The sequence below is a fragment of the Erythrobacter donghaensis genome, assembly GCF_002155425.1.
Lineage (GTDB): Bacteria > Pseudomonadota > Alphaproteobacteria > Sphingomonadales > Sphingomonadaceae > Erythrobacter > Erythrobacter donghaensis.
The window spans coordinates 171,766-198,291 of the sequence record NZ_MUYG01000007.1 but is presented as its reverse complement, the minus strand read 5'-3'; the positions used below and the strand labels follow the sequence as shown (position 1 = coordinate 198,291).

The 26,526-nt window shown below is 67.2% G+C and carries 30 protein-coding genes; 10 read left to right on the top strand and 20 right to left on the bottom strand.

The annotated features are described in order from the left end of the window. Nucleotides 1-41: 41 nt before the first annotated feature. The 3 genes from BZF59_RS03960 to BZF59_RS03950 form a co-directional block, all read right to left on the bottom strand. Nucleotides 42-308 carry a GlsB/YeaQ/YmgE family stress response membrane protein gene (locus BZF59_RS03960; protein WP_086606945.1) on the bottom strand — a complete coding sequence of 89 codons (267 nt, stop codon included), beginning with the start codon at nucleotides 306-308 and terminating at the stop codon, nucleotides 42-44. Nucleotides 309-441: 133 nt separating this feature from the next. Then, nucleotides 442-741 (bottom strand): CtrA inhibitor SciP, encoded by a 300-nt coding sequence (gene sciP, locus BZF59_RS03955; protein ID WP_086606944.1) that lies wholly within the window; start codon nucleotides 739-741, stop codon nucleotides 442-444. After that, the gene (locus tag BZF59_RS03950) at nucleotides 738-1,130 is read right to left on the bottom strand and encodes a hypothetical protein (protein ID WP_143738083.1); all 393 of its coding nucleotides are present in this window, start codon (nucleotides 1,128-1,130) and stop codon (nucleotides 738-740) included. The genes sciP and BZF59_RS03950 overlap by 4 nt, the downstream gene beginning before the upstream one ends. Nucleotides 1,131-1,273: 143 nt before the next feature. Here BZF59_RS03950 and mnmA point away from each other — a divergent pair, with 143 nt between their 5' ends. Further along, nucleotides 1,274-2,458, top strand: coding sequence for a tRNA 2-thiouridine(34) synthase MnmA (gene mnmA, locus BZF59_RS03945; protein WP_245806009.1), 1,185 nt, complete (start codon nucleotides 1,274-1,276; stop codon nucleotides 2,456-2,458). On the opposite strand, the gene BZF59_RS03940 is transcribed toward mnmA, so the two are convergent. Beyond that, nucleotides 2,455-2,805 (bottom strand): hypothetical protein, encoded by a 351-nt coding sequence (locus tag BZF59_RS03940; RefSeq protein ID WP_211277343.1) that lies wholly within the window; start codon nucleotides 2,803-2,805, stop codon nucleotides 2,455-2,457. The genes mnmA and BZF59_RS03940 overlap by 4 nt on opposite strands. Before the next feature lie 35 nt (nucleotides 2,806-2,840). Between BZF59_RS03940 and BZF59_RS03935 the strand changes: the two genes are divergently transcribed. Beyond that, nucleotides 2,841-3,980: a serine hydrolase domain-containing protein gene (locus BZF59_RS03935; protein WP_086606942.1), complete on the top strand. Its 1,140-nt coding sequence runs from the start codon at nucleotides 2,841-2,843 to the stop codon at nucleotides 3,978-3,980. A gap of 78 nt (nucleotides 3,981-4,058) precedes the next feature. Here the strand turns inward: BZF59_RS03935 and BZF59_RS03930 are convergent, their stop codons facing one another. Then, nucleotides 4,059-4,877 (bottom strand): PhzF family phenazine biosynthesis protein, encoded by an 819-nt coding sequence (locus BZF59_RS03930; protein ID WP_086606941.1) that lies wholly within the window; start codon nucleotides 4,875-4,877, stop codon nucleotides 4,059-4,061. Nucleotides 4,878-4,879: 2 nt separating this feature from the next. Beyond that, on the bottom strand, nucleotides 4,880-5,548 hold the full coding sequence (pdxH, locus tag BZF59_RS03925) for a pyridoxamine 5'-phosphate oxidase (protein WP_086606940.1): 669 nt from the start codon (nucleotides 5,546-5,548) through the stop codon (nucleotides 4,880-4,882). Nucleotides 5,549-5,667: 119 nt separating this feature from the next. On the opposite strand from pdxH, the gene BZF59_RS03920 reads away from it, so the two are divergent. The 5 genes from BZF59_RS03920 to BZF59_RS03900 all read left to right on the top strand — a co-directional run bounded on the left by BZF59_RS03920 (nucleotide 5,668) and on the right by BZF59_RS03900 (nucleotide 9,811). Continuing rightward, nucleotides 5,668-5,991, top strand: a complete 324-nt coding sequence (locus BZF59_RS03920) for a hypothetical protein (protein WP_143738082.1) — start codon at nucleotides 5,668-5,670, stop codon at nucleotides 5,989-5,991. A 72-nt stretch (nucleotides 5,992-6,063) separates the two neighbouring features. Continuing rightward, the gene (locus BZF59_RS03915) at nucleotides 6,064-7,059 is read left to right on the top strand and encodes a DnaJ C-terminal domain-containing protein (RefSeq protein ID WP_086606938.1); all 996 of its coding nucleotides are present in this window, start codon (nucleotides 6,064-6,066) and stop codon (nucleotides 7,057-7,059) included. A 21-nt stretch (nucleotides 7,060-7,080) separates the two neighbouring features. After that, nucleotides 7,081-7,965 (top strand): YihY/virulence factor BrkB family protein, encoded by an 885-nt coding sequence (locus tag BZF59_RS03910; protein WP_086606937.1) that lies wholly within the window; start codon nucleotides 7,081-7,083, stop codon nucleotides 7,963-7,965. Next, on the top strand, nucleotides 7,966-8,772 hold the full coding sequence (fabI, locus tag BZF59_RS03905) for an enoyl-ACP reductase FabI (protein ID WP_086606936.1): 807 nt from the start codon (nucleotides 7,966-7,968) through the stop codon (nucleotides 8,770-8,772). Between the two features lie 25 nt (nucleotides 8,773-8,797). Then, nucleotides 8,798-9,811 (top strand): NAD-dependent epimerase, encoded by a 1,014-nt coding sequence (locus BZF59_RS03900; RefSeq protein WP_086606935.1) that lies wholly within the window; start codon nucleotides 8,798-8,800, stop codon nucleotides 9,809-9,811. Nucleotides 9,812-9,814: 3 nt separating this feature from the next. Here the strand turns inward: BZF59_RS03900 and BZF59_RS03895 are convergent, their stop codons facing one another. Then, nucleotides 9,815-10,369 carry a hypothetical protein gene (locus tag BZF59_RS03895; RefSeq protein WP_086606934.1) on the bottom strand — a complete coding sequence of 185 codons (555 nt, stop codon included), beginning with the start codon at nucleotides 10,367-10,369 and terminating at the stop codon, nucleotides 9,815-9,817. Nucleotides 10,370-10,529: 160 nt separating this feature from the next. Between BZF59_RS03895 and BZF59_RS03890 the strand changes: the two genes are divergently transcribed. Further along, nucleotides 10,530-11,819, top strand: coding sequence for a nucleotide sugar dehydrogenase (locus BZF59_RS03890; RefSeq protein WP_086606933.1), 1,290 nt, complete (start codon nucleotides 10,530-10,532; stop codon nucleotides 11,817-11,819). Between the two features lie 141 nt (nucleotides 11,820-11,960). On the opposite strand, the gene BZF59_RS03885 is transcribed toward BZF59_RS03890, so the two are convergent. From BZF59_RS03885 to BZF59_RS03850, 8 genes are all read right to left on the bottom strand, one after another. Next, the gene (locus BZF59_RS03885) at nucleotides 11,961-12,482 is read right to left on the bottom strand and encodes a demethoxyubiquinone hydroxylase family protein (protein WP_086607077.1); all 522 of its coding nucleotides are present in this window, start codon (nucleotides 12,480-12,482) and stop codon (nucleotides 11,961-11,963) included. A 56-nt stretch (nucleotides 12,483-12,538) separates the two neighbouring features. Next, nucleotides 12,539-12,994: a disulfide bond formation protein B gene (locus BZF59_RS03880; protein WP_086606932.1), complete on the bottom strand. Its 456-nt coding sequence runs from the start codon at nucleotides 12,992-12,994 to the stop codon at nucleotides 12,539-12,541. An 8-nt stretch (nucleotides 12,995-13,002) separates the two neighbouring features. Continuing rightward, nucleotides 13,003-14,367, bottom strand: coding sequence for a S41 family peptidase (locus tag BZF59_RS03875; protein WP_086606931.1), 1,365 nt, complete (start codon nucleotides 14,365-14,367; stop codon nucleotides 13,003-13,005). 110 nt (nucleotides 14,368-14,477) lie between these two features. Continuing rightward, nucleotides 14,478-15,710, bottom strand: a complete 1,233-nt coding sequence (locus tag BZF59_RS03870; protein ID WP_086606930.1) for a murein hydrolase activator EnvC family protein — start codon at nucleotides 15,708-15,710, stop codon at nucleotides 14,478-14,480. 7 nt (nucleotides 15,711-15,717) lie between these two features. After that, a complete protein-coding gene (locus BZF59_RS03865) occupies nucleotides 15,718-16,140 on the bottom strand; it encodes a 23S rRNA (pseudouridine(1915)-N(3))-methyltransferase RlmH (protein ID WP_086606929.1) in 423 nt (140 codons plus the stop codon). A gap of 174 nt (nucleotides 16,141-16,314) precedes the next feature. Then, nucleotides 16,315-16,668, bottom strand: coding sequence for a ribosome silencing factor (rsfS, locus tag BZF59_RS03860; protein WP_086607076.1), 354 nt, complete (start codon nucleotides 16,666-16,668; stop codon nucleotides 16,315-16,317). A 177-nt stretch (nucleotides 16,669-16,845) separates the two neighbouring features. After that, entirely contained in the window at nucleotides 16,846-17,541 is a 696-nt protein-coding gene (locus BZF59_RS03855; protein ID WP_086606928.1) for a nicotinate-nucleotide adenylyltransferase, read from the bottom strand. Nucleotides 17,542-17,553: 12 nt separating this feature from the next. After that, nucleotides 17,554-18,843: a glutamate-5-semialdehyde dehydrogenase gene (locus tag BZF59_RS03850; protein ID WP_086606927.1), complete on the bottom strand. Its 1,290-nt coding sequence runs from the start codon at nucleotides 18,841-18,843 to the stop codon at nucleotides 17,554-17,556. A gap of 328 nt (nucleotides 18,844-19,171) precedes the next feature. On the opposite strand from BZF59_RS03850, the gene BZF59_RS03845 reads away from it, so the two are divergent. After that, entirely contained in the window at nucleotides 19,172-20,275 is a 1,104-nt protein-coding gene (locus BZF59_RS03845) for a M23 family metallopeptidase (protein ID WP_086607075.1), read from the top strand. Between the two features lie 13 nt (nucleotides 20,276-20,288). After that, the gene (locus tag BZF59_RS03840; RefSeq protein WP_086606926.1) at nucleotides 20,289-20,663 is read left to right on the top strand and encodes a bactofilin family protein; all 375 of its coding nucleotides are present in this window, start codon (nucleotides 20,289-20,291) and stop codon (nucleotides 20,661-20,663) included. Nucleotides 20,664-20,781: 118 nt separating this feature from the next. On the opposite strand, the gene BZF59_RS03835 is transcribed toward BZF59_RS03840, so the two are convergent. The 5 genes from BZF59_RS03835 to BZF59_RS03815 form a co-directional block, all read right to left on the bottom strand. Further along, nucleotides 20,782-22,449 (bottom strand): AMP-binding protein, encoded by a 1,668-nt coding sequence (locus BZF59_RS03835; protein WP_086606925.1) that lies wholly within the window; start codon nucleotides 22,447-22,449, stop codon nucleotides 20,782-20,784. Nucleotides 22,450-22,674: 225 nt separating this feature from the next. Next, nucleotides 22,675-23,412 carry a DUF1013 domain-containing protein gene (locus BZF59_RS03830; RefSeq protein ID WP_086606924.1) on the bottom strand — a complete coding sequence of 246 codons (738 nt, stop codon included), beginning with the start codon at nucleotides 23,410-23,412 and terminating at the stop codon, nucleotides 22,675-22,677. A 98-nt stretch (nucleotides 23,413-23,510) separates the two neighbouring features. Next, nucleotides 23,511-24,605 (bottom strand): glycosyltransferase family 4 protein, encoded by a 1,095-nt coding sequence (locus tag BZF59_RS03825; RefSeq protein ID WP_245806008.1) that lies wholly within the window; start codon nucleotides 24,603-24,605, stop codon nucleotides 23,511-23,513. Between the two features lie 5 nt (nucleotides 24,606-24,610). Next, on the bottom strand, nucleotides 24,611-25,513 hold the full coding sequence (locus BZF59_RS03820) for a UDP-2,3-diacylglucosamine diphosphatase (protein WP_143738081.1): 903 nt from the start codon (nucleotides 25,511-25,513) through the stop codon (nucleotides 24,611-24,613). A 113-nt stretch (nucleotides 25,514-25,626) separates the two neighbouring features. Beyond that, nucleotides 25,627-26,277 (bottom strand): glutathione S-transferase family protein, encoded by a 651-nt coding sequence (locus BZF59_RS03815; protein ID WP_425429555.1) that lies wholly within the window; start codon nucleotides 26,275-26,277, stop codon nucleotides 25,627-25,629. Nucleotides 26,278-26,526: the final 249 nt, after the last annotated feature.

The window sequence follows — 26,526 nt, the reverse complement described above, 5'->3', positions numbered from 1 at the left end:
ACAGGCCATCGGTTCCCGCGGGAAGGGCAGGTTTGTCCGGCTTACCGCACCTTGCCGCGCTGGATCAGGTTGACGATCCCCAGCAGCACGGCCGCGCCAAGCACTGCAACCAGCAACCCTCTGAACGAGAATTCCTGCACGCTGCCGCTGATCCCCAGCAATGGCCCGGCAATCAGATTGCCGATGACCGAGCCGACACAGCCGACCACGATGTTGAGCACGATCCCCATCGAGGCATCGCGCTTCATGATCAGACTGGCGAGCCAGCCGGCGATCCCGCCGACGATCAAAGCGATAATCCATCCCATTTCCCTAGTCTCCGTTGTCGCCCGGCTGCGCAGTTGCGCCGGGCGGCTTCACCACGGTTGCCGCGAAACGCCGACGGCCCGCAACGCTTTACGGGCGAGGCGGGCCGGACGTGGGGTGAACGGAAAAGCGCCGTCAGTACTTGAGCTGGCGCTCGTAGAGGTCGCGGTAATGCTGGATCTTGGTGACGCGCAGCCCGTGCATGCCCGAACGGTCAACCGCGCGCTGCCACGAAGCGAATTCCTCCAGCGTCAGGCTGTAACGCGCCAGCGCCTCATCGAGCGTCAGCAGACCGCCGCTGACCGCAGCCACCACCTCGGCCTTGCGCCGCACCACCCACCGTTTGGTGGTGGGAGAAGGCAGGTCGGCCAGCGTCAGCGGCTCGCCGAGCGGGCCGATCACCTGGGCGGGGCGGATGTCCTGGTTTTCAATCATCGTCTGTCTCTCGCATCGCCCCGGCACGGATCGGCGTTTTCGCCTGTCGCCGTGTCGGCGCGGTTCGCATTGCTGGCCCGAGGTGTGGCACCCAACACTTTAGATTGCCCTAAAGCATCAGGGTTAACGCCCTGTTCGCTATCGTCGAGAAGCGCGAAGTAACTCGCTGCCGCGTCGCCGAAGCTGGCGGCAACCGCTTCGATCGGGGCCTGCGATTCGGTGCGCAGCAGCAGCCTGAGATCACGCGCGGCGTTGAGGCGCGAGGTCAGCTCGCTCCACTCGAGCGCACGCAGCGCCTCGCCCGGACGCCGCGTCGGGCGGGTGGCGAGTCGCTCGTCGCCCGGCGCAGGGCCGGCGGAGGCGTTGAAAGTCCTGGCTTTCTCGAACATCATCCGTCCTGATACCGCCTGTGCGTCAAAATCCGGTAAACCTGCAATTTACCTCGGCTTAGGATTAGTCCGGGCGGCGGCTTCACGCTTGCAGGGGCGAAGCTGGCGAAGCACGGGCGGAGGCGCTATAGGCCGCGCCGCCCATGGAAACCCCCGCTCTCCTCGACACCGGCCTGATGGCCGCCCCACCCCTCGATAGGGACGACGCCGCCGCGCTGTTCGATCTTCCGCGTGCCGCAAGCGACTGCCGCATCGTCGTCGCGATGAGCGGCGGGGTCGATTCCTCGGTGGTCGCCGCGCTTGCCCATGCCAGCGGCGCGGAGGTGATCGGCATCACGCTCCAGCTTTACGATTACGGCGCGGCGACGGGCCGCAAGGGCGCGTGCTGCGCGGGCGACGACATCCGCGATGCGCGCGCCGTGGCCGACCGGCTGGGCATTGCGCACTACGTCTTCGACCATGAAAGCGCCTTTCGCGAGGATGTGGTCGAACAGTTCGCCGACGAATATCTCGCCGGGCGCACCCCGGTACCCTGCATCCGCTGCAACATGGGGCCCAAATTCACCGACCTGTTCCGCATGGCGCGCGAGCTGGGGGCGGACTGCCTCGCCACCGGGCACTATGTCCGCCGCGTCATGGGCGCGGACGGGGTCGAGCTGCACCGCGCCTTCGATCCGGCGCGCGATCAGTCTTACTTTTTGTACGGCACCACCGAAGCGCAGCTCGAATATCTGCGCTTTCCCTTGGGCGGGATGCCCAAGCCGCAGGTGCGCGCGCTGGCCGAGGCGGCGGGCTTGCGCAACGCGGCCAAGCCCGATTCGCAGGACATCTGCTTCGTGCCCGACGGCAATTACGCGAAGATCGTGACCAAGGTGCGGCCCGAAGGCGCGGCGCCGGGCGCGATCGTCCATGCGGCGACCGGCGCGGTGCTGGGTGAGCACAAGGGCATCGTCCATTTCACCGTCGGCCAGCGCAAGGGCCTCGAAATCGGCGGCCAGCCAGAGCCGCTCTATGTGATCGGCCTCGACGCGGCCTCACGCGAAGTGCGGATCGGGCCCAAGCGGATGCTGGCGGTCCACGCGGCGCGGATCACCGAGACCAACCGTATCGGCCCCCTCCCCGATGCGCCGCTGACCGTCAAGGTGCGCAGCCTGGCAAAGCCGGTGCCGGTAACGCTGGAAGGCGATCTGGGCGGCGGCGCAGCGGTGACGATCCGCTTTGCCACCCCCGAATTCGGCGTTGCCCCCGGACAGGCGGCGGTGATCTATGCGGGCGAGCGCGTGATCGGCGGCGGCTGGATCGATTCGACCGAAAAAGTGGAAGCTTAACTTTCGTAGGGCTCCAGCACGCAGCCGTAGCCCTCGCGGTAGGTCGCGGTCGCCTCGGCCACCAGCGGGAAGCGGGCGGTGACGCTTTTCGCCTCGGGATCGTCGCGCAAAGTGACGGCCTCCATCCCTGCGAGCTTGTCCTTGGTGCAATCCTTGAGGCTGCGGCCCGCGACGAAGCGGCATGAACACGCCACCCGCGCCGAATAGGCTGCGGCGGTGCTGCCATAGCCCGTGATCGGCGCGCGGAAGGCCCACACCGCGCCGCCCGCGACCAGCGCGATGATCGCCAGCAGCCACAGGCCCCAGCGCGTGCGGCCCTTCGCGGGGGAGCGGGGTGATTTCGCCATTGCCAAGCCTTCGTCCATCGGGAATTGAGGGCGCGATGACCCTGCCAGCCGCCGTCCTTAATCGCGCGATCCTGCCCGCGCCAGTCCTGCTGTTGCTCGCCGCCTGTGGCTCCCCGCCGCCGGCTGAAGCCCCGCTGACCGAAGCCGCGCTCGCCGCCGTCACCGAGGATGCGGGCGCGCCGCGCGACCAGCTTGCCCGCCAGATCGACGATCTCTTCACCCTCCCCGGCCTCGGTGAAACGCGCGCGGTGGTGGTGATGGCGAACGGCAAGCTCGCCGCCGAGCGCTATGGCGAAGGCTATGACAAGGACACGCGCTTCGTCAGCTGGTCGATGGCCAAGACCGTCAGCGCGGTGCTGATCGGGATGCTGATCGCCGACGGCAAGCTTGCGCTCGATGCGCCCGCGCCGGTGCCCCTGTGGCAGCGCCCCGGCGATCCGCGCGCGGAGATTACCCTGCGCCACCTGCTCCAGATGCGCAGCGGGCTCAGGCACACCGAGGCGGGCGATCCGCCCTACGAGAGCGCCGAGGTGCGGATGCTGTTCCTCGACGGACGCGACGACATGGCCAAGTGGGCGGAGGAACAGCCGCTCGAGGCCGAACCGGGCAAGCAGTTCGAATATTCGAGCAACACCACCGTGATCCTCGCCGACATTGCGGCGCGGGCGCTCACGACCAGCGACAAGCCCGAGGCGCGGCGCAAGGCGGTGGCGGACTATCTGCAGGTGCGCCTGTTCGGCCCGCTGGGGATGGCGAGCATGGTGCCCGAATTCGACGCAAGCGGCACGCTGATCGGCGGCAGCCTCATGCACGCCACCGCGCGCGACTGGGCGAAATTCGGCGAGTTCCTGCGGCTGAAGGGCCGCGCGCCTGGGGGCGAGCAACTCGTCCCCGTCCGCTGGGTCGAAGCGATGGTGACGCCCAGCCCCGCGCGCGCGAATTACGGCTTCCAGATCTGGCTCAACCGCGCGCTGGCGCAAGGCGAGGATCAACCCCTGTTCCCCGACCGCGCGCCGCAGAACCTGTTCAGCCTGATCGGCCACATGGGGCAATATGTGTTGGTCTCCCCCAGCCAGCGGGTGACGCTGGTGCGGCTGGGCCACTCCGACTCGGCCGAACGCCCGCCGATGTTGCAGCAAGCGGCGGATGTGCTGGAGCTTTATCCGGAGAGGTAGGACGCTGTGCTCCCCCGCGCAGGCGGGGGCCTCGTGCCATTGTGCGCCTTCGCCTGAGACCCCCGCCTGCGCGGGGGATCACAGGTGGAATGTTCCCTCCACCACCGTCACGCACGACCCGCCGAGCCACGCGCGCGCGTCGTCTCCAGCGCCTTCCTTTCGGCACGCAAGGTCGCCGCCGCGGGCGCTGGCCTGATGCGCGGTAAAGTGGTCGCGGCCCAGCCGCTGCGTCCAGAACGGCACGAGCGTCGCATGGGCCGCGCCGGTCACCGGGTCTTCGTCCACGCCCCCGCCGGGCACGAAAACACGGCTCACCACATCCGTGCGTTCGCCCGGAGCGGTGCAGACGAACAGGTTGTTCCCCAGCATTGCCAGCCCTCGCAGATCGGGATCGAGCGTGCGAATCGCTGCTTCATCGGCATAGAGGAACAGATCGTAACCCAGCGGATTGCGCCACACCTCCAGCGGCGCGCCGCCCAGCAGGGCCGCCGCTTCAGCCCATTCGCCCGGCTGCGTCGGAATGCAGGGAAGCCCCACTTCATAGGCATCGCCAACCGCGCGCACCTCGAGGATCCCCGATTGCCGGGTTCGGAACGTGACCCGCTCTCCCCCGTCGCGCTGCAGCAGCACGTGCCCGCTGGCCAGCGTCGCGTGCCCGCACAGCCGCACTTCCTCGGTCGGCGTGCACCAGCGCAGCTCCCAGTCAGCCCCTCCGTTTTCTGGGCCGGTCGCATCGCGCACCACGAAGGCGGTTTCGGCGAAGAGATTCTCCGCCGCAATCGCCACCAGCACATCGTCAGGCAGCCATTCATCGAGCACCATCACCGCCGCCTGATTGCCGCCGAAGGGCCGGGCGGCGAAGGCATCGACGTGCCAATAGGGAATCTGCATGGTCATCCTCACGGGTACAAGAGCGTGTCGGACCACGCCGCATCCGCGCTGTCACGCAGGAATTCGCGGCGGTCGTGGAGGCGGTTGTCGCGGTCGATCCAGAACTCGATCCGGCGCGGGGAGAGCGTGAAGCCGGTCCAGTGCGGCGGGCGCGGCACCTTGCCTTCCGCCTCGTGTGCGGCCCACAATTCCTGCACCCGGTCGAGATAGGTCTGGCGCTCGGGCAAGGGGCGCGACTGATCGCTGGCGGCGCTGCCGACCTGGCTCTTGTAGGGGCGCGAGTGGAAATAGGCGTCGGCGCGTTCGGGGCTGACTTCGATCAGCGGACCTTCGATGCGGATCTGGCGACGCAGGCTCTTCCAGTGGAACAGCAATGCTGCCTGCATGTTGGCGCGAATGTGCTCGCCCTTGCGGCTTTCGGCATTGGTGAAGAAGGTGAAGCCGCCGCCCCCCATGCCTTCGGGGTTCTCGTCCTTGCCGTGGCCCTTCAGCAGCACCATCCGCACCGCAGGCGCGGCATCGGCCGTCGCCGTGGCGAGCGCCATCGCATTGGGATCGTTGATCTCCCCCACCTGTGCGGCGGCGAACCACTTTTCGAACAGGTCGAAGGGATCGGCGCCCTCGGGGATCACCGAATCGGCGAGCTGGGCATCGTCGAGCGGGGTCGTATCGGACATCGGCAAAGGCTCCTCGGATTGGCTGCGGCCATAGCTACGCGCGGGCCTGCCGGAAAGGCGCAATCCGCGCGGGGCCGGGGTCACTTGTCGATGCGATAGCAGCCGGTTACAATCGGGGCATGAACCTTTGGTATGCCCTTCTCGGTCTTGCCCTCATGCTGGCGGGCCTTGTCTATTGCGGATGGAAGGTGTGGCAAATGGGGTGGCGTGGCTGGAAGGATCACCTGTGGATCTGGGACGATGCCAACCGCGCAGCCAGATTCCTTGCCATCATCATGGGTGCGCAGGCGGTGGGCCGGTGGGTGTGGTACGGGATGAAGGACGAAGTTATCTTCTTCCTGATCGGCGGCGCGATCCTCGTTCCGATCCCCTATATCGCCTACACCATCGGCCGCCTGCTCGGCATGCGGGATCGCGCGCGCCACGGTCACCGCCTGTCCTGAAACCGCGCGCCGCCGTGACTTGCCCCCAGCGCAACCTTGCGCAGCCGCGCTGTCTCACCTAGCTAATACGCCATGCGCGATCCTTACAGCATTCTGGGTGTCCCCCGCACCGCGTCGGAAGCGGACATCAAGAGCGCCTATCGCAAGCTCGCCAAGGAGCTGCACCCCGATCGCAACACCGACAATCCCAAGGCGGCGGAGAAGTTCTCCGACGCCACCCGCGCCTATGATCTGCTGAGCGACAAGGCCAAGCGCGCGCAGTTCGACCGGGGCGAGATCGATGGAGAGGGCAATCCGGCCAACCCTTTCGCCGGAATGGGCGGGCGGCCCGGCTATGGCCGCGGCGGCACCTATGGTGCCGGAGCAGGTGGTGGCCCGGGGCCGAATCCCGCCGACTTCGCCGGGTTCGGCGCGGACGATGTCGATCTGGGCGATCTGTTCGAAGGCCTGTTCGGCGGACGCAAGAACGCGCAAGCGGGCGCAGCGCGGCGCGGCTTCGGGCGGCAGCCGCCCCCGCCTCCGCCCAAGCGCGGCGCGGATATCCAGTACCGCCTCGCCGTGCCCTTCGTCGATGCCGCCGCCGGGCGCGATCAGCGCATCACGCTGGCCGATGGCAAGGCGATCAACCTGAAGCTCCCCGCCGGGGTCGAGGACGGCACGATGATGCGCCTCAAGGACAAGGGCCATCCGGGCGCGGGCGGACATGGCGACGGGATCGTGATGGTCGAAGTGGGCACCCATCCCTTCTTCCGGCGCGAAGGCGACAATATCCGCATGGACTTGCCCGTCACGCTCGATGAGGCGGTGCGCGGGGCCAAGGTCAAATGCCCGACGGTGGACGGCGCGGTGATGCTGACGATCAAGCCCGGCACCTCGAGCGGCACGGTGCTGCGGCTGGGCGGCAAGGGCTGGACGCGCAAGAACGGCAAGACCATCGACGGCAAGCCCGAACGCGGCGATCAGCTGGTGAATATCGAGATCCAGCTCCCCGCCGATCTCGCCGCGCTCGAAACCCGGCTTGAAGGCTGGATCGACCCGGCCCGCCCGCGCGAGAAATTCGGCCTGTAGCGGCCGGGCAGCGCCGGGCGCATGACAGATATCCCCTTTCCCTCCTCCTTCTCGCTGGCCCGCGTCTGGGCGGTGGTGCGACGGGTGGCGGAGGGCACCTTCAACGACGGGTTCATCCACGCCGGCAACCTGGCCTATCTGTCGATGCTGGCGATCTTCCCGTTCTTCATCCTCGGCGCGGCGCTGTTCGATCTGATCGGCGGGCGCGACAATGCCGCAGCGATGATCCTCTCGGTCGCGCAGGCCATGCCCGATTCGGTCGCCAAGGTGATCGTGCCGGTGGCCGAGAACGTGATCTTTGCCCGTTCGGGCTGGCTGTTGTGGCTGGGCGCAGGCGTGGGGCTGTGGACCGTGTCGAGCCTGATCGAGACTATCCGCGATATCATGCGCCGTGCCTATGGCGCGTCCCCGCCGGGGGCGTTCTGGCGCTATCGGCTGGGGTCGATCGGGCTGATCCTGGCGGCGGTGGTGCTGCTGATGCTGTCGCTGTTTTCGCAGGTCGCGATCGGCACCGCGCAGGAAGTGATCGGCGCCGCCTTCCCTCAGCTGGTCGAGGCGATCGCGACGCTCAGCCTGTCGCGCGTGGTGCCCGCGCTGGGGCTGGGGCTGTCGCTGTTCGTGCTGTTCAAGACTCTCACCCCGCTGCCCTGGCGCAAGGACGGCGCGCTGATATGGCCCGGTGCGCTGTTCGTGGCGGGCTGGTGGATCGTCGTCGCCGCCGCGCTGCCGGTGGTGCTGCGGCGGTTCTTCACCTATGACCTGACCTATGGCAGTCTGGCGGGACCGATGGTGACGCTGCTGTTTTTCTGGCTCGTCGGCCTCGGCCTCGTTATTGGCGCGGAACTGAATGCGGCGCTGGCTCACGAAGCGGGCGAACGGGCGGACCCGCCCAAGGAGAATGCGTAGATGGACGGACTGATGGCAGGCAAGCGCGGCCTCATCATGGGGCTCGCCAACGACAAGTCGCTGGCCTGGGGCATTGCGAAGAAGCTCGCCGAGCATGGGGCTGAGCTGGCCTTCTCCTATCAGGGCGAGGCGCTGGGCAAGCGCGTAATTCCGCTCGCGGCGCAGCTCGGGAGCGACTTCACCTTCGAATGCGACGTTTCCAGCATGGAATCGCTCGATGCCGCCTTCGCCGCCCTGAAGGCGCGCTGGGACAGCCTCGACTTCGTGGTCCACGCGATCGGCTTTTCCGACAAGAACGAGCTGCGCGGGCTCTATGTCGACACCAGTCTCGACAACTTCCTGATGACGATGAACATCTCGGCCTATTCGCTGGTGGCCATCGCCCAGCGTGCCAGCGCGATGATGCCCGAAAGCGGCGGCGCGATTCTGACGCTGAGCTATTATGGCGCCGAAAAGGTCGTGCCGCATTACAACGTCATGGGCGTCGCCAAGGCGGCGCTGGAGACGAGCGTGAAGTATCTCGCCAATGATCTCGGCCCGCGCAATATCCGGGTCAACGCGATCAGCGCCGGGCCGATCAAGACGCTGGCTGCGAGCGGGATCGGCGATTTCCGCTACATCCTCAAGTGGAACGAATACAACGCGCCGCTGCGCCGCAATGTCACGATCGACGATGTCGGCGGCGCGGGGCTCTATCTGCTGTCCGAGTTGTCATCCGGAGTCACCGGGGAGACGCATCATGTCGATGCGGGCTACCATGTGGTCGGCATGAAGCAGGAAGACGCGCCCGATATCGCTCTTTCTTAAGCGCTTCGGCGTAAGGAGCGCGGCCATGCGCACCGTTCTCGTCACCGGCTCGGCCGGGTTCATCGGCTTCCACCTCTCGCAACTGCTACTGGAAGAGGGTTTCCGCGTCGTCGGCTATGACGGCATGACGGACTATTACGACGTGCGCATCAAGCAGCGGCGGCACCAGATGCTGCTGCAACACCCGCACTTCACCTGCACCGAGGGGATGCTTGAGGATTTCGACACGCTCCACGCGCTCGCGCTGGCGGAGCAGCCGGACGTGATCGTCCACCTCGCCGCGCAGGCGGGGGTGCGCTACAGCCTCGAAAACCCGCGCGCCTATATCGATGCCAATCTGGTGGGCACCTTCAACGTGATGGAATGCGCGCGCGAACTGGGCGTGGAGCACCTGCTGATGGCCTCGACCTCATCGGTCTATGGCGCGAACGAAGAGATGCCCTTCGACGAGTTGCAGAAGGTCGACACCCCGCTCACGCTCTACGCCGCGACCAAGAAGGCGAACGAGGCGATGGCGCATTCCTACGCGCACCTCTGGAACCTGCCGACCACGATGTTCCGCTTCTTCACGGTCTACGGGCCCTGGGGGCGGCCCGACATGGCGCTGTTCAAGTTCACCAAGGGTGTGCTCGAAGGCACGCCGATCGATATCTACAACGACGGCGAGATGTACCGCGATTTCACCTACGTCAGCGATCTGGTGCGCGGCATCCGCCTGCTGATCGACGCTGCGCCGGTGCGGCCCGAGACAGCGGAGGATATCGCGGACGGAGACAGCCTCTCCCCCGTCGCGCCCTACCGCGTGGTCAATATCGGCAATGGCGACAAGGTGCGGCTGATGGATTTCGTCGAGGCGATCGAGGCCGAGTGCGGGCGTGAGGCGGTGAAGAATTTCATGCCGATGCAGCAGGGCGATGTGCCCGCGACCTGGGCCGATGCGAGCCTGCTGAAATCGCTCACCGGCTACGCCCCGCAGACCCCCTTCCGCGAAGGCGTCGCGCGGTTCGTGGCGTGGTATCGGGATTATTATCGGGTCTGAGGCTTACTTCGGCGGAGGGGGCAGCTGGCTTTCGCTGGGCAGCTCGGCCTGCCGTTCGCGCTCCAGCCGCTCCATATATTCGCGCTCGATCATCTCGACCCGCTCCTGCTCGGCGGCGGCATCGGCGTCGATGGTGGAGAGCCGCTCGGCCCGCGCTTCCTCGATCAGCTTGCCGAAGCGGACGCCGTCTTCCTCGGCGCGGTCCTTGTAGGCGGCTTCGATGAATTTCTGGGTGCAGCCGGTGAAGCCCCCCGCGCCCGCAGGCGAACAGCTCATCGCGCCGAAATCGCCGACATATTTGATCTGGTCGACCTGCCGCGCGAGCGACTGGTTCGCCGGATTGTCGGAATAGCGCAGGTTGGAGGGGATGCGATAGCGCTCCTCCTCGACCAGGATTTCGCACACCACCACTTCGCCGGGCTGGGCGACGGGGCATTCGCTCTCGTTATAGGCGATCACCATGTTGATCTTCTCGTCGGCGCTCTGCGCGGCGGCCGGGCTGGCGGCAGCGGCGACGGCAAGGCCGGCGAGTGCGAGAGGGGCGGTGAGAAGCTTCATGGCGCAAGGATCCTTGTGTGGTCGCGCAGGGTCGCAAGGCCAAGCCATGCCCCCGGTGCAGGCCGCTTGTCTAGTGCGCGGGGCCTGAACCCGGCCTGAAAAGCCCTCCACCCCCCGACTTAGCGAAATCTTGAAAGGTTTGCAGGTAGGCGCTCGGATCATGGACGGGAATATCGCAGTCGTGGGGCTTGGCTATGTCGGCCTGCCGGTCGCCGTGGCGCTGGCCGAGCGGCTGGGGCCGCGGGGCGTGGCTGTGACCGGCTTCGACATCGCCGCGCGGCGCATCGCCGAACTGCGCGCCGGGCGCGACAGCACCCGCGAGATCGACGATGCACGGCTGGCGTCATGCGGGCTTGCCGTCAGCGATGACCCGGCGGTGCTGGCGGGAGCGAGCCTCATCATCGTCACCGTGCCGACCCCGATCACCGAAGAGCGCCGCCCCGACCTCACCCCGCTGCAACGTGCCTGCGAAACCATCGGCCCGCACTTGCAGAAGGGCGCGCTGGTGGTGTTCGAATCGACCGTGTTCCCCGGCGTGACCGAGGACATCTGCGGGCCGTGGCTGGCTGCGGCATCGGGCCTCGCGCAAGGCGCGGACTTCGCGCTCGGCTACAGCCCCGAACGCATCAATCCGGGCGACACCTTCCACCGGCTCGAGACCATCACCAAGATCATCGCCGCCGACAGCCCTGCGGCGCTCGCCCGGATGCGCGAAGTCTATGGCGCGGTGGTCGATGCGGGGCTGCACGAAGCCCCCTCGATCAAGGTGGCTGAGGCCGCCAAGGTGATCGAGAACACCCAGCGCGATCTCAACATCGCGCTGATGAACGAAATCGCGCTGATCTTCGACCGCATGGGCCTCGCCACGCGCGACGTGCTGGCGGCTGCGGGGACCAAGTGGAACTTCCTGCCCTTCACCCCCGGCCTTGTGGGCGGGCACTGCATCGGGGTCGACCCCTTCTACCTCACGGCGGCAGCGGAAAAGCTCGGCTACCGGCCCGAAGTGATCCTCGCCGGGCGGCGGATCAACGATGCGATGGGGCAGGCGATCGCGCAGAAGGTGGTGAAGCTCCTGATTGCGAACGGGGTCTCCCCCTGCCGGGCGCGGGTGGGCGTGATGGGGCTGACCTTCAAGCAGGACGTGCCCGACATCCGCAATTCCAAGGTCCCCGATATCCTCGCCGAACTGCGCGAATACGGGATCGACGCGCTGGTGAGCGATCCGCTCGCCGATCCGGCGGCGGCGCGCCAAGAATACGGCATCACGCTGAGCCCCGACGCGGCGCTGGCCGATCTCGATGCGCTGGTGCTGGCGGTGAACCACGCGGCCTACCTCGCCGACCCTGCCGCTCTGGTGGCACGGGTTCGCAAGGGCGGCGTGCTGGTGGACGTCAAGAGCGCGCTGGATCGCGACGGGTTGCCCGAAGAGCTGATCTACTGGAGTTTATAGAAGGGTTTTTTGTTTGCGCACCCGCCTCCGCGGGTGCGTCCTCGGTGCGTTTCCGTCGCTGCGCGCCGGAGCACCTGCGGGCGGCCGGTCGGCCTTGCGGTCGCTTCGCGACCGGGTCAGCGCCTCCCCGCGAGCCTTCTCCTAAATCCTCTCACTCACCTTGATCGCAATCCTGCACCCCAGCCGGATCGCGCCCGCTAGGAGCGGATAGGCCGGTGCGCGCTCGGCGCCGTTGGCGAGCGCTGCGTCGCGGTGCTCGCGCTCATCTTCGCGGAAGGCGGTGATCATTTCCGCGAGCTCGGGATCGGCCCCGCTCGCTTCAAGCTCTTCAAGCTGGTCGGAATAGTGCTTGTCGATCTCGGTCTCGACCGCGGCGGTGCAGGCCATCGCGGCTTCCGGGCCGAGCAGCGCGGTGCCCGCGCCCAGCACATAACCCGCCGCCGACCAGAAGGGGTGCAGCGCCGTCGGCCGCACGCCGCGCTTGGCGAGCAGCGCGTCGAACTTGGCGCGGTGCTCGGCCTCTTGCGCGGCCATGTGGCGGATCTCGGCGGAATGGGGGCCGCGGTCGCCCATGACGGCCAACTGGCCTTCATAGATGCGGGTCGCGCCGAATTCCCCGGCCTGATCGACCCGGATCATGCGGTGGAGGGCTTGGCGGTCCATCATCGGCTCCTTCGCGCAATTCTTGGTGTCACATCGCGGGCGCGATGCGCGTTCTCTTACTTACGATACGCAGCGAGCGCCACAATGGCCGCACCCGAAAGGCTCGAAATCAGGAAATTGAACCCCGCAAGGCTGATCCCGAACAACGTCCACGGGGCGACATCGCAGCGAATCACCGTTGCGGCGTCGAAGTTGAACAGGTCGGTGCCAGAGGGCGGTGCGGAGCAAGCGGTGATGCCCTCCCACCAGCCATATTCGACCCCGGCATGAAAGCCACCGATCAGCCCCGAGGTCAGGATCGCGAGGCCCGCCAATGCAGTCCACACCTGCGGCGGCTTCAGTTTGAAGGCCGCCAGTCCCAACGCCAGCGCGGCGAAATGCGGGTAGCGCTGCCACCAGCACATCTCGCAAGGATTGAGGCCAAAGCCATATTGCGACAGGTAAGCCCCGCCCAGCAACGCCGCAGGCACCAGCACCGCGAGCCAGCGGGCCTTCCCCAGATTGTCGGTCATGCTGCGGCTCAGGGCTTCGCGGAAGGCTTGGGCGCAGGCCGCAGCGCAACCGTGCTCTTGGTGGTGCGGCGCAGCGTATCCATCGCGTAATTGAGCTGGAAGTCCTTGACCCCGCGCTCTTCAAGCTGCGCTGCGGTGAGCTGGAAGCGCGGATCGGCGATCTTGTCCGATTCCATCTCCTCGTCCTTGATCGCCAGCTCGTTGATCAGATGCCCGCGCAGATCGCTCTCGCGGGTCTGATATTTCTGGCGCAGCGCATAATCGGGGTCGGAGATCTGCGGCACGGTGATGTCGGGGCGGATCCCGCCTTCCTGCACCGATTTGCCCGCCGGGGTGAAATAGCGCGCGGTGGTCAGCTTCAGCGCGGCATCGGTGCCCAGCGGCAGCAGCGACTGGACTGAGCCCTTGCCGAAGCTGCGCTCGCCCATGATCAGCGCGCGGCGGTGATCCTGCAGCGCGCCCGCGACGATCTCGGAGGCCGAGGCCGAACCGGCGTTGATCAGCACGATCATCGGCACGCCTTCGGCCATGTCGCCGCGATAGACGCTTTCGGCATCGTAAAGCACTGTTTCGCCCCGCGCGCGGCCGCGCTGGCTGACGATCCGGCCCGAGCTCAGGAACAGGTCGCTGAGCGCCACAGATTCATCGAGGCTCCCGCCCGGATTGTTGCGCAGGTCAAGCACCAGCCCGTTGATGCGCCCGCCGGGGGCCTTCTTCTTGAGATCGGCCCACGCCTTGTAGACATCCGCGCCGACCTGGGCGGAGAATTCATTGACGGTGATGAGCGCGATATTGCCCTCGGCCAGTTCGGAGGTGACCGGCTCGAGCTCGATCACGCCGCGCGTCACGTTGACTTCGAGCGGCTCCTCGCGGCCCGGACGGAAGATCGTCAGCTGGATCGAAGTGCCCTTGGGCCCGCGCATCTGGGCCACCGCGTCATCGAGCTTGGTGTCGACGATCAGCTTGCCATCGAGATGCGTGATGAAATCGCCCGCCTTGATCCCGGCGCTTTCGGCGGGGCTGCCGCGGAACGGCGAGATCACCTTGACCGCGCCGTCCTCCATCACAACCGACAGGCCGAGGCCCGAATATTGCCCGTCGATCATCGTCTCCAGCCGCTGGAGATCGCCGCCATCGAGATAGGCCGAATGCGGATCGAGCGCGGCCAGCATCCCGTCGATCGCGCCGCGGATCAGCACGTCGTCCTCGACCGGTTCGACATAGCTCGATTTCACACGCTGGAAGACGGCGAAGAGCTTGGCGAATTCGGGCCCGGCGCGGCCATCGACTTGGGCCATGGTGGCGGTGGTGGCAGGGATCAGCGCTACGGCAGTGACAAGGGCTGCGCTGCGCAGGAGTGCGGCGATGTTCATGGGTGCGGGATGCTCCTTCGGCGGGAGAGTGTATAGGCTTGGCTTGCTGAACGCCAGATCAACGCTGCGGGGGTGATCCGGAGGGGGACAGAGCGCCCGCGACGTGGTAATTATCGCAGATATTGCAAGGGGTTGACCGGCTTTCCATCCTGCCGCAGCTCGATCGTCACCGGCTCCGTGCCGCCGGTTGCGCGGCCTAGCGGGCTGCCGCCGATGACGGAATCGCCCACCGCGACCTCGACCATGGCGAGCCCGGTGACGAGGCTGGTCCAGCCGCCGTCATGCTCGATGATGACGATTCGCCCGAAACCGCGATAGGCCCCGGCAAAGGCGACTCGCCCGCGCGCCGGGGCGACGACCTGCGCATCCTTGGCAGGTGCCAGCGTGAGTCCGGTGGCGGCAAGGCCGCTCGCGCGCTTCGATCCGAAACCGGCGAGCGTGCGCCCCTGCACCGGCAGCTGGAAATCGCGCGGCGGCGGGCTGCTGGCGGCGGAAGAGGGCGCGGGTGCGGCTTCCGGCGGCAGCGCGGCGGCGAGGTTTTCGGGGCGCAGCACCGGGCCGGGCAGCGCGGCAAGCTCCTGCCGCAGTGCCGCGACTTCGCCCAGCTTGTCCACCAGCCCATCGAGATCGCGCGCTTCCTCGGCCAGCGCCAGCGCGCGCTCGGCCTCACGCAAGGCCGCGCCGCGTGCGGTGCGCGAGGCGATGCGCTGCTGCTGTTCGAGCGCGGCGAGCTGTGCGCGGCGCTGGCGCAGTGCAGCCTCGCTGCCGCGCATTTGCTCGACTGCGGCGGCGGCCTGCGCCTCGAGCGCGCGGCCCCGGTCAAGCTCGGCCTTGAGCCCCGCCGTGCGCGCGGCGATCTGCGGCACCGCGCCGTCGAGCACCGCACGCACATGCACCACATCCTTGAGCGAGCCCGGTTGCAGCGCCGACAGCGCCAGCGGACGGCGTGCGACCGTCTGCAGCGCGGCGGCAAGGCGCGCGGTGGGCACGCGCTTTGCGGCAAGGCGCGCGGTCACAGCGGCGCGCTGCTGGCGGGCGATGGTGAGCCGCGCACGGGCGATTTCGATATCTGCCTCGGATTGCTGGATGCGCGCGGCGAGCGCAGCAGCCTCGCTGGCGGTGCGGGTGGCGGCTTCCGTGGCGGCCTCGGCCTCGGCGCTGAGCCGCGCGGCGCGGGTTTCGGCCAGCTGGCTTTCGCGGGTTGCACGCTTGAGCGCCGCCTCGGCGTCATCGGCTTCGAGCAGGGCGACCGAGGGCGCGGCGCGGCTGTCGGGCATGGCCAGCGCCAGCGCCGTGGCGACACCGAGCGTTGCTACGCAAATCAGGATCAATCGCCCGCGCATGGTGACGTCATGCCCGATGATAGGGGTGGCCTGCAAGGATCGTGGTGGCGCGGTAGAGCTGCTCCATCAGCATCGCGCGCGCCAGCATGTGCGGCCAAGTGGCAGGGCCAAAGGCGAGGAGGAGGTCGGCAGAGGCGCGCTCGGCATCCGAATGGCCATCCGCCGCGCCGATCATGAAGCGCGTCTCGCGCACGCCATCATCGCGCCACTGGCCCAGCAGGGCGGCGAAGCTCTCCGATGACATCGCCTTGCCGCGCTCGTCGAGCAGCACGGTGCGGCAGGGGGTGAGCGCATCGGCCACCTTGCCCGCGCCGGTATCGGGCCATTCGGTGAGCTTCACCGGCCAGGTCAGGCGCTTGGCATAGCGCTCCACCAGCTCGCCCTCCGGCGAACGCCCGATTTTTCCCCGCGCGATGATGTGAAGAAGGATGGCTCGGACCCCGATTACACGGACAGGAACGGGCCGCAGGCCCGCAAGGCCGACCGGCCGCCCGCAGCGACGCGACCTTCAGGTCGCATGAGCGAGGATTTCGCAGCCCGGATGGGCTGCGGAACATAAATACGCACCGAGGACGCTCGCCCGGATGGGCGAGCGCAAAACAAATCAGTTACGCCCCAGCATCGACGTTTCCGACCCCTCGAAGCTCCACATCCGTTCAAGGTTGTAGAAACTGCGCACTTCGGGACGGAACAGGTGCACCACCACATCGCCCGCGTCGATCAGCACCCAGTCGGCAGCCGGAAGGCCTTCGATCCGGGCATGGCCGAACCCGGCCTGCTTGATTTTCTCGGCGAGTTTCTGCGCCATCGAAGCCACCTGCCGGGTCGAGCGTCCGCTGGCGATCACCATGTGATCGGCGATCGAGCTTTTGCCCTCGAGCGGGATGGTGACGATGTCCTGCGCCTGATCGTCGTCGAGCTGGTCCATTACCAGCTGGTGCAGGCTTGCGCCGCTCATGTCAGCGCGCGCCACGGAGGCGGCCGCTTGGGATGCAGCTTGAGCGGCGCCCTGCGGCAGGCCCAGGATCAAGGCTTCGGTGGTTGGCAATCGGGTATCTCCAGAGTTCGAGGCAGGGTTGAGGGCGGGCAACCGGCAGGTCAGCCAGCGGGCGGGCCGAGGCGCGTCGGGCGCGCCTCATGCCTGCTGCTCGGGCCGGATCATGCGGAATGTCAGCCGATCACGCACCGGGGGTGGTTCATGCGCGCCTTTCGATCCGTCTCCGAGCCCACCTTGTCCAAGCAAAGCCTCGGCCCACCCGGCATTGGCACGGCGGATGGCCGTGGCCGAGCGGTAATCCGGATCGAAACGCAATAACACCAGGGCCGGTGCGCTCCATTGCCCCCGTTTCCGAAAGCTGGCGGCAGGCACGTGATAGCGTCTGAGCCAGGCCATGGCGGGGCTCGTCATGGCTTCACCATCATAGCCGGGGCGGGCGATCACCGCAATCGGCATTGTCCGGGCGATCCGCCGCCAGTCCTTCCAGCGGTGCAACTGGGCGAGATTGTCGCTCCCCATCAGCCACACGAAGCGCCGTTTGGGATAGCGCTGGGTGAGCGCGGCGAGCGTGTCCACGGTGTAGCGCGTGCCGAGTCTCTGCTCGATCGCAGTGGGAACGATCCGCGCGCGCCGCGCCTGCTTTCGGGCCGATAGCAGCCGCGCCGTGAGCGGCGCCATGCCTGCCCTGGGCTTTAACGGATTGCCGGGCGAGACCAGCCACCAGGTCTCGTCCAGCCCCAGCGCCTCAGCCGCGAACAGCGTGATTCGCCGGTGCCCGCCATGCGCGGGGTTGAAGCTCCCGCCGAGGAGCCCGGTGAGGACAGGCGTGCCCACGCGCGTTTGGCCTCAGGGCCGGGTCTGGCCCGTCCCGCGCACCTGCCACTTGTAGGTCGTCAGCCCCTCCAGCGCGACCGGGCCGCGCGCGTGGAGCCGACCGGTGGCGATCCCGATCTCCGCGCCGAGGCCGAACTCGCCCCCGTCGGCAAATTGCGAGGAGGCGTTGTGCATCACGATGGCGCTGTCGACTTCCGTCAGGAAGCGTTCGGCGGCAGCATCGTCGGCGGTGACGATGGCATCGGTATGGGCCGAGGAATGGCGCGCAATATGCGCCAGCGCGGCATCGAGATCATCGACCATCGCCACCGAGAGAATCGCGTCGAGATATTCGGTGTCCCAGTCATTCGCGCTGGCCGGGATAACCCGCGAATCGAGCGCGGCGATGCGCTTGTCGCCGCGCACCTCGCAGCCCTTGTCGATCAGCGCGGCGACCAACGCGCCCGCCTTGGGGAATGCCGCGTCGATCAGCAGCGTCTCCATCGCCCCGCAGATGCCGGTGCGGCGCAGCTTGGCGTTCAATGCAATGGCCTCTGCCATCGCCGGGTCGGCGGCGGCGTGGATATAGGTGTGGTTGATCCCGTCGAGATGGGCGAGCACCGGCACGCGCGCATCGGCCTGCACCCTTGCGACGAGGCTCTTGCCCCCGCGCGGCACGATCATGTCGATCAGGCCCGCCGCAGTCAGCATCGCGCCCACCGCCGCGCGGTCCTGCGTCGGCAGCAGCTGCACCGCATCCGCAGGGACGCCGCCTTCGACGAGTCCTTCGACCAGCGCGGCGTGGATCGCGCGGTTGGAATGCACCGCCTCGCTTCCCCCGCGCAGCAGCGCCGCGTTGCCCGCGCGCACGCACAGCGCAGCGGCATCGGCGGTAACGTTGGGACGGCTTTCGTAGATGATCCCGATGGTGCCGATCGGCACGCGGACGCGGCTGAGCTTCAGCCCATTGGGCGGCGTGCTCGAATCGATCACCTGCCCGACCGGATCGGGCAGATCGGCGACCGCGGCGACCGCATCGGCGATCCCGGCAAGCCGTGCTTCGTCGAGCCGCAGCCGGTCGAGCATCGCGCCCGAGAGCCCGCGCGCTTCGCCGGCGGCGACATCCTCGGCATTGGCGGCGAGCACCGCCGGGGTGGCGGCACGCAGCGCCTCGGCAGCGCGGTGGAGCGCGGCGGCGCGGTCGGCGCTCGGCATCGCGGCGAGCTGACGCTGCGCGGCGCGCGCGGCGCGGGCAAGGCCGTTCACCAGCGCTTCGGGATCAAGGGTTTCGGAAGGGCGAACAGAGGCTGAGGTTTGAGTCATGCCCGCCCCTCTAGCATCCTGGGGCCCGCCTGTCAGGCCCGCGCCCCCGCTGGGGATTCGCCGAGTCCCCTCCACCGAGTCGATGCGCGATTCGTCCACCCGGCAAACCACATATGAAGGGGCGCGCTGTGGGAAAGTGCACTTTGTCGCGATTCCCTTTCGATTCGCCCCCCCTGCGGGTCTGCGGATTCGACCCCGCCCGAATCGCCTGATAGCGGCCTTGCACGGGCATTCAGAACATAAATCGGGGCCGCACTTGTCACTTAGCAATACCGCACTTCGCTGGGGCGACCGGCTGCGCCGTTGGTTCCCAGACCGCGAGTTCTTCATGCGTGCCGATGGTCAGGTGCGTTTCATCAAGATTTCGGGCAAGCTCCAGATGCGCGTCGCCGGTGCGGCGGTCGCGGCGCTGGTGCTGTGGCTGGTCGCGCTCGCGGTGATGGCCTGGGGCCAGTATCGTGCCGAGGCCGACCTTGCCTCCTTCGCCGAAAAACGCGCTGAAGTCGCCAGCGCCGATCAGCGGATCAAGGCCTATGCCGGCAATGTCGACAAGGTGGTTGACGATCTGCAAGCGCGGCAGGAATTCCTCGAGGAAATGGCGCGGATGCTGCCCGAAGATCTGGTCGCCGAAGGTGCGGCCAGCGGCACGGTGAGTGATTCGACCACCGCCGCCGGAGAAACGATCAAGAAGGTCAGCGCGCTGATGCCCGAAGCGCGCGGTCTGGCCGAGATCGAGGCGCGCCAGCTTGCGCTGGTGGAACGCCTCACCCGCTTCGCCGATGGCCGCGCGCGCCGCGCCGAAGCCGCGATGCGCAAGCTCAATCTTGATCCCAAACTGCTCAGCCGCGAAGCGCAGCAGGCGATGGGTGGTCCCTTCGAAGCCTTCACCGGCGGCGATTCGATCGACCCGCGCTTCGAACGCCTCGGCCTCAGCCTCACCCGGATGGCCGTGCTGGAACGCGCGCTCAATGGCATTCCGCAGGTCGTGCCCGCCAGTGTCGAGAGCATCACCTCGGGCTTCGGCTACCGCCGCGACCCCTTCAACGGCAGCGGCGCGATGCATGCCGGGATCGACTTCAAGGGTCCGATGGGCTCCCCCGTCTTCGCCGCCGCCGATGGCCGCGTCAGCTTCGTCGGGCGCAAGTCGGGCTACGGCAATGTGGTCGAGATCACCCACGGCAACGGAATGTTGACCCGTTACGCGCACCTTTCGCGCTTCGATGTGAAGGTCGGCCAGCAGGTCGCCGCAGGTGCGACCATCGCGGGGCTCGGCTCGACCGGGCGCTCCACCGGCCCGCACCTGCATTTCGAAGTCCGCATCAATGATCGCGCGGTCAATCCGCGTCCCTTTCTGGAGGCTGCCCCCAATGTTCTCAAGGAAGTCCGAGCCCGCCGGGCAGGCCCCGTCCGCGCCGCCGCCACGGGCCGTTAACAGGAGCAGCAGCATGGCATCGGGTTCGACCTTTTCGGTAATCGGCGCGGATGTGGTGATCACCGGCAACATCTCCGCCACCGCCGACCTGCATATCGACGGCACGGTCGAAGGCGACATCACCTGTGCGAGCCTCGTGCAGGGCGAGAAGAGCGAGATCCGCGGCGCGATCACCGCTGAAAGCGCGCGCATGGCGGGAACCGTCAACGGCTCGATCACTGCGCGCGAGCTGGTGATCCTCAAGAGTGCCCGGATCGAAGGCGACGTGCATTACGATGCGCTGACGATCGAGCAGGGCGCGCAGGTCGATGGCCGTTTCGCGCCCAACGCGAGGCAAGCGGTCAAGCCGGTGCAGGCGGTGCCTTCGAGCATCGCAGCGGCGGAGTAGGGCTCCACCTTATCTCCGTTCGTGCTGAGCCTGTCGAAGCACCGCACTTTTGTCGGCACGTTCGGGTCGAGCAGAGAAGGACGGCCCTTCGACAAGCTCAGGGCGAACCGGATGCTGACTAAAGCACCTCGGCCCTGAGCGTCTTGCGGTCGAGCTTGCCGATCATCGTCTTGGGCAGGCTTTCGCGCACCACCACCATGTCGACCCGCTCGTGTTTGCCGATGCGGGCGTTGAGCCAGTTCGCCAGCTCCTCGCCGGTTTCGGTCGCGCCTTCGTTGAGGGTGACATAGGCGCGGGGAACCTCGCCGCGGTATTCTTCCGGCACGCCGATCACCAGCGCCTCCTTCACCGCGGGATGTTCGAGGATCACGTCCTCGACCACGCTCGGGAAGACCTTGAAGCCACCGACGGCGATCATGTCCTTGATGCGGTCGACGATCTCGAGGAAGCCGTCCGCGTCGATCCGCGCGACATCGCCGGTGCGCAGGTAGCGCTTGCCGCCGTGGGTGACGAAGCAGTCCTCATCGGCCTCGGGGTGGTTCCAGTAACCGCGCATCACCTGCGGGCCATGGACGGCAAGCTCCCCCGGCTCGCCCTCGGGCGCGAGCTTCGCCGGGTCTTCCTTGTCGAGCAGGATCACCTCGGTCCCCGGCACCAGCTGGCCGATCGTGCCGCGCTTGCGCACCCCGTCATAGGGGTTGGCCGAGACCACGCCCGAGCTTTCGGTAAGGCCATAGCCCTCGCAGATGCGCACGCCGGTGACGGTCTCGAACTTTTCGTGCACCGGCCCCGGCATCGGCGCGCCGCCGGAGATGCAGACCTTGAGGCTGGAAAGGTCGGTCTTGGCGAGATCGGGGTGGTCGAGCATCGCCTGAAACATCGTCGGCACGCCGGGAAAGCCGGTGCAGCGGTATTTCTGGATCGTTGCCAGCACCTGCTTGGTCTCGAACCGCGGCACCATCGCGATCGAGGCACCTGTGACCATCGCGTGATTGAGCAGCGCGGTGTTGGCGAAGACGTGGAAGAACGGCAGCGCGCCCATGAAGCACTCGCCCGCCGGATCGCCGAAGGGATTGAGCGCGGCGACCTGCTGCGCGTTCACCGAGAGCTGGTCATGCCCCAGCATCGCGCCCTTGGGCCGCCCGGTGGTGCCGCCGGTATATTGCAGCAGGGCGAGATCGGCGGGGGTGATGTCAACCGCGCGCGGCGTGCCCGCCGGGGTCATCGCGGCCCAGCTCTTGACGCTCGGCCCATAGGCAACATCGGCGATCTGCTTGCGCTTCAGCAGCTTCAGCGCGACGCCCTTCACCCACGGCAGTTGATCGGCAAGCCGGCCCACCACCAGCGTTTCCAGCGCCGATCCGTCCAGCACTTTCTCCGCGGTTGTGTAGAGTTCGGGAACGTCGAGCGTCACCAGCAACCGCGTGCCGCTGTCGCCGACCTGCCAGCTCAGCTCCTCGACCGAATAGAGCGGCGAGAAGTTCACCACCACCGCGCCCGCCATCATCGCGCCGTAATAGGCGGCGGCGTAGATCGGGACATTGGGAAGGAACAGGCCGACGCGGTCGCCCTTGGCGATGCCCAGCGCCTGAAGCCCGGCGGCGAAGGCTACCGCCTGCTTGTGGATCTCGGCATAGCTGTAGGTGCGCCCGAGGAAATGCAGGAACGACGCCTGCGGATTCGCGGCGCGCGTGCGTTCCAGCAGCGCGGGTAGCGTTGCCGGTGCGAAGACCGTTTCGAGCGGGACGGGATGGTGATAGGCGGGAGCGACACTACTGACAGTCATGTCAGTAATTGTGGCCGACAATCATGCCGGGCACAAGCGAAACTGCGGGATTTTGGCTAGATTCTGCCCCGCCCCGGGCTGGACGAAAGGTAAGCGGAAGAAGGGCCTGCTCGGCCCGCCAGCGGACGGGCCGCGAGCGCACGCGCGCGAGCCGCAGTTGCCCGTAGCGAAGCGAAGGAACAGCACCGAGGATGTGCCCGCGGAGGCGGGCACGCACTAAAAAAATCAGATAAACCCGCTCTCAGGGTCGATCTTCTTTTCCTCGGCCTCGGCTTCGCGCTTGCGGGCGAGCCAGGCTTCGGCCTCGGCTTCCTGCGCGGCTTCGCCGGCGGCCTTGACCTTGTCGTCACGCTCGGCGCGCAGTTCCTCGATCAGCCGTTCGCGATCATTGCGCTCGGACTTGACCGGGGCTTCGGCGTCCTCGGTCACGCCGGCACGCTTGGCGGCCTTGGCGACCATCGCGTCGAGCTCGCGCTGCGAGCACAGGCCCAGCGTCACCGGATCCTTCGGCGTGATGTTCTGGATGTTCCAGTGCGAACGGTCACGGATCGCGCCGATGGTGTTGCGGGTGGTGCCGATCAGCTTGCCGATCTGCGCGTCCGACACCTCGGGGTGGTTGCGCAGAATCCAGGCGATGCCATCGGGCTTGTCCTGACGCTTCGACACGGGAGTGTAACGCGGGCCCTTGGTGCGGGTCACCTCGACCGGAGCCTTGTGCATCTTGAGCGAGTAGGACGAATCGTCCTGCCCCTTCTCGATTTCGGCCTGGGTCAGCTCGCCCGAGTGCACGGGATCGCGACCGGTGTACTTGCTGCCCGCAAGATCATCGGCCATCGCCTGCACTTCGAGGATGTGGAGGCCGCAGAACTCGGCGATCTGTTCGAAAGACAGCGCGGTGTTGTCCACCAGCCAGGTCGCGGTGGCATGCGGCATCAGCGGCTTGGGCTGATCCTTGGTCGCCATGAGGAAATCTCCGTTGAAAATGAAAGGGCCGCCCCTTTCGGAGCGGCCGCCTTGGAGTATCAGATAGGCGAAACGGCGCGGAACGGCAAGAAATGGATTCAGAAGACCGGCAGCGTCTGCAACGAAACGGCCTCGTCTTCGCCCAGCGCCGCTAGCCCGGCGAGGAATTGCCGGCTCGCCGCCTCCCAGGAATAGCCTGCGGCATAGGCGGCGCAGGCGGCGCGGTCGCAATAGCGCGCGGCGTCGATCGCGCGGGCAAGATCCTCGGACAGCGCGCCGACGCTTTCGGTAATAATGTCGATCGGCCCCGGCACCGGGAAGGCGGCGACCGGGGTGCCGCAGGCCAGCGCCTCGATCATCACCAGCCCGAAAGTGTCGGTGCGGCTGGGGAAAACGAAGACATCGGCATGGGCATAGCACCCCGCCAGCGCCTCGCCCGTGCGCTTGCCGAGAAACAGCGCTTGCGGAAACTTCTCCTTGAGCCCCGCGACGGCCGGGCCGTCACCCACCACCACCTTGGTGCCGGGATAGGGACAGGCGAGGAAGGCTTCGATGTTCTTCTCGACCGCCACCCTCCCGACATAGAGCAGGATCGGCCCTGCGATCCCGGCATATTCGGCCGGGCGCGGGGCCTGCGGGGAAAAGCACGACAGATCGACGCCCCGGCTCCAGTGGGTCAGCCGGGTCAGGCCCTGTTCGCGCAAGGTGGCGCAGATCGTCTCGGTCGCCACCATGATCGTCTGCGCGGGTCGGTGGAACCAGCGGATATAGGGCCAGAAGACGCTCGCAGGCAGGCCGGTGCGGCGCGCGATATAGTCCGGGAACTGGGTGTGATAGGCGGTGGTGAAGGGCACGCGGCGGCGCAGGCAATAGGCGCGGGCGGCGAAGCCCAGCGGGCCTTCGGTGGCGATATGCACCGCATCGGGCGCGATCCGGGCCAGCCGCCGCCCGACCGCGCCCGGCAAGGTGAGCGCGAGGCGAATCTCGGGATAGGTCGGCGCGGGGATCGAGGGGTAGCCTTCGGGCGAGATGACCGTGACCTCATGCCCCCAGCCGCGCAGCACATCGCAGGTGGTCGAGAGCGTGCGCACAACGCCGTTGGTCTGGGGGTGCCAGGCATCGGTAACGATCGCGATCCGGGCCGGGATGGGCGAAGGCGCGGCGGTGCAATCCTCGATGGGAATGGAGGTCAACCGATTCACGCCGCCTCGCGCGCTTCGGTAGCGGCAGCGGTGCTGGCCGCCTCTGCCTCGCGGCGCTTGATCTCGTCGGCCCAGTGGAGGATCTCCATGCGCCCGTCGTGGTGTTCGACCAGCGCGTTGCAGCCTTCGACCCAGTCGCCATCGTTCCAGTATTCGATGTTCCGGCCATTGTGCTGGAACGCGCGGAATTCGGCGGTGTGAATGTGCCCGCACACCACCCCGTCCACCCCGCGCTCTCCGGCCGCACGGGCGACGACTTCCTCGTACTTGCCGATGAACTCCACCGCGTTCTTGACCTTGTGCTTGGCCGCCTTGGAGAGCGACCAGTAGGGCTTGCCCAGCCAGCGGCGCACGGTGTTCACCGCGATATTGCACTTCATCATGAAGTGGTAGGCATGGTCCCCCACGAAGGCGAGCCAGCGGTGCGACAGCATGACGGCATCGAACTCGTCGCCGTGCAGCACCATCAGCCGGCGGCCATCGGCGGTATCGTGGAAGGCGGCCCGGCGAATTTCGATCCCGCCGAAATTGAGCCCGGTGAACTGCCGGAACATCTCGTCGTGGTTGCCCGGGATATAGACCACCCGCGTGCCCCGCCGCGCGCGCTTCATGATACGCCAGACGATATCGTTGTGTGCCGACGGCCAGTAGAACTTCTTCTTCAGCCGCCAGCCGTCGATGATGTCGCCCACCAGATACATCGTCTCGCTGTCGGTGTGGTCGAGGAAGTCGATCAGCAGATCGGCGTTGCAGCCCTTGGTGCCGAGATGGACGTCGCTGATCCAGATCGTGCGGAACGACCGCCGCTCCCTCCCTTCCGGCTCGGGCGTGCGCGGCGCGGACACGGGGAAGCTGGCGATGTTGTCGTGGATCAGATCGGTGAGGTCGGCGCCGGTCATCGGGATTTCCTGAGCTTGGTCTCTCGGAAATCCTTTGCCAGCCGAATGTTACACCCGAATCGCAGGGGCGTGACGGTTCCGCGTCATGTTTTCAATGACAAGTCAGGCCCAGCTCAGCTCATCGGGACGAAACCGGGCAGCGCCTGAACCCGCGCGATCCAGCTCCGGATATGCGGATAGTTGCCCAGACCAAAGCCGCCCTCCTCGGCGACATGGGTGTAGGCGAACAGCGCGATGTCGGCGAGCGTCGGGGTGTCGCCGCAGAAAAAGGCGTTGCTCGCCAGATGCTTGTCCATCAGCTCCAGCGCGGCGCAGCCCGCCATGCGCTTGGCCATCATCTGCGCGCGCTGCTGCTCCGACAGGTTCGCCTCGCCCACGAAACGCAGCCAGAAGCGCAGGGTGGCGACGTTGGGTTCGTGGTTGTACTGCTCGAAGAACATCCAGCGCAGCATGTCCGCCTGCGCAAAGCGTTCCTCCGGGATCAGCGCCGAGCCGTGGGCGAGATACCAGCAGGCGGCGTTGCTTTCAGGCAGGAAGCGCGCCTGCTCCCCCTCGCCGATCTGCAACACCGGGATGCGCCCGTTGGCGTTGACTGTGGCGAGAAACTCGGGCGTGCGCGTCTCGCCCTGCATGATGTCATAGGCGCGGGTCGCCAGCGGCAGGCCGAGCAGCGCGGCGGTGAGCTTGATCTTGTAGCAATTCCCGCTGCGGGGATCTTCGTGGAGGGTCAGCGCGTCCTCCCCGCTCCCCGCCTCGTCCTGCAACGCGATGAACCCGGACAAGGTGGTGGGGAACACCAGCAGCTTGGGCTGCCCGGTTCCCAGCCCCTCCCACGAGGATTGCTCATAGGGCTGCGACAGGGTGGAATTGGGGTCGCTCGGCCAGAGGCAGTGGCAGGCGGCGAGCTTGTCGCCCTCTCCGCCCTTCCATTCCTTTCCTGCGGTCGCCGGGCCGCGATGGATTGGCGTCATGTCGCGCCATCGCATCGCCCCGCGTCCCTTGCGAACCTCGAC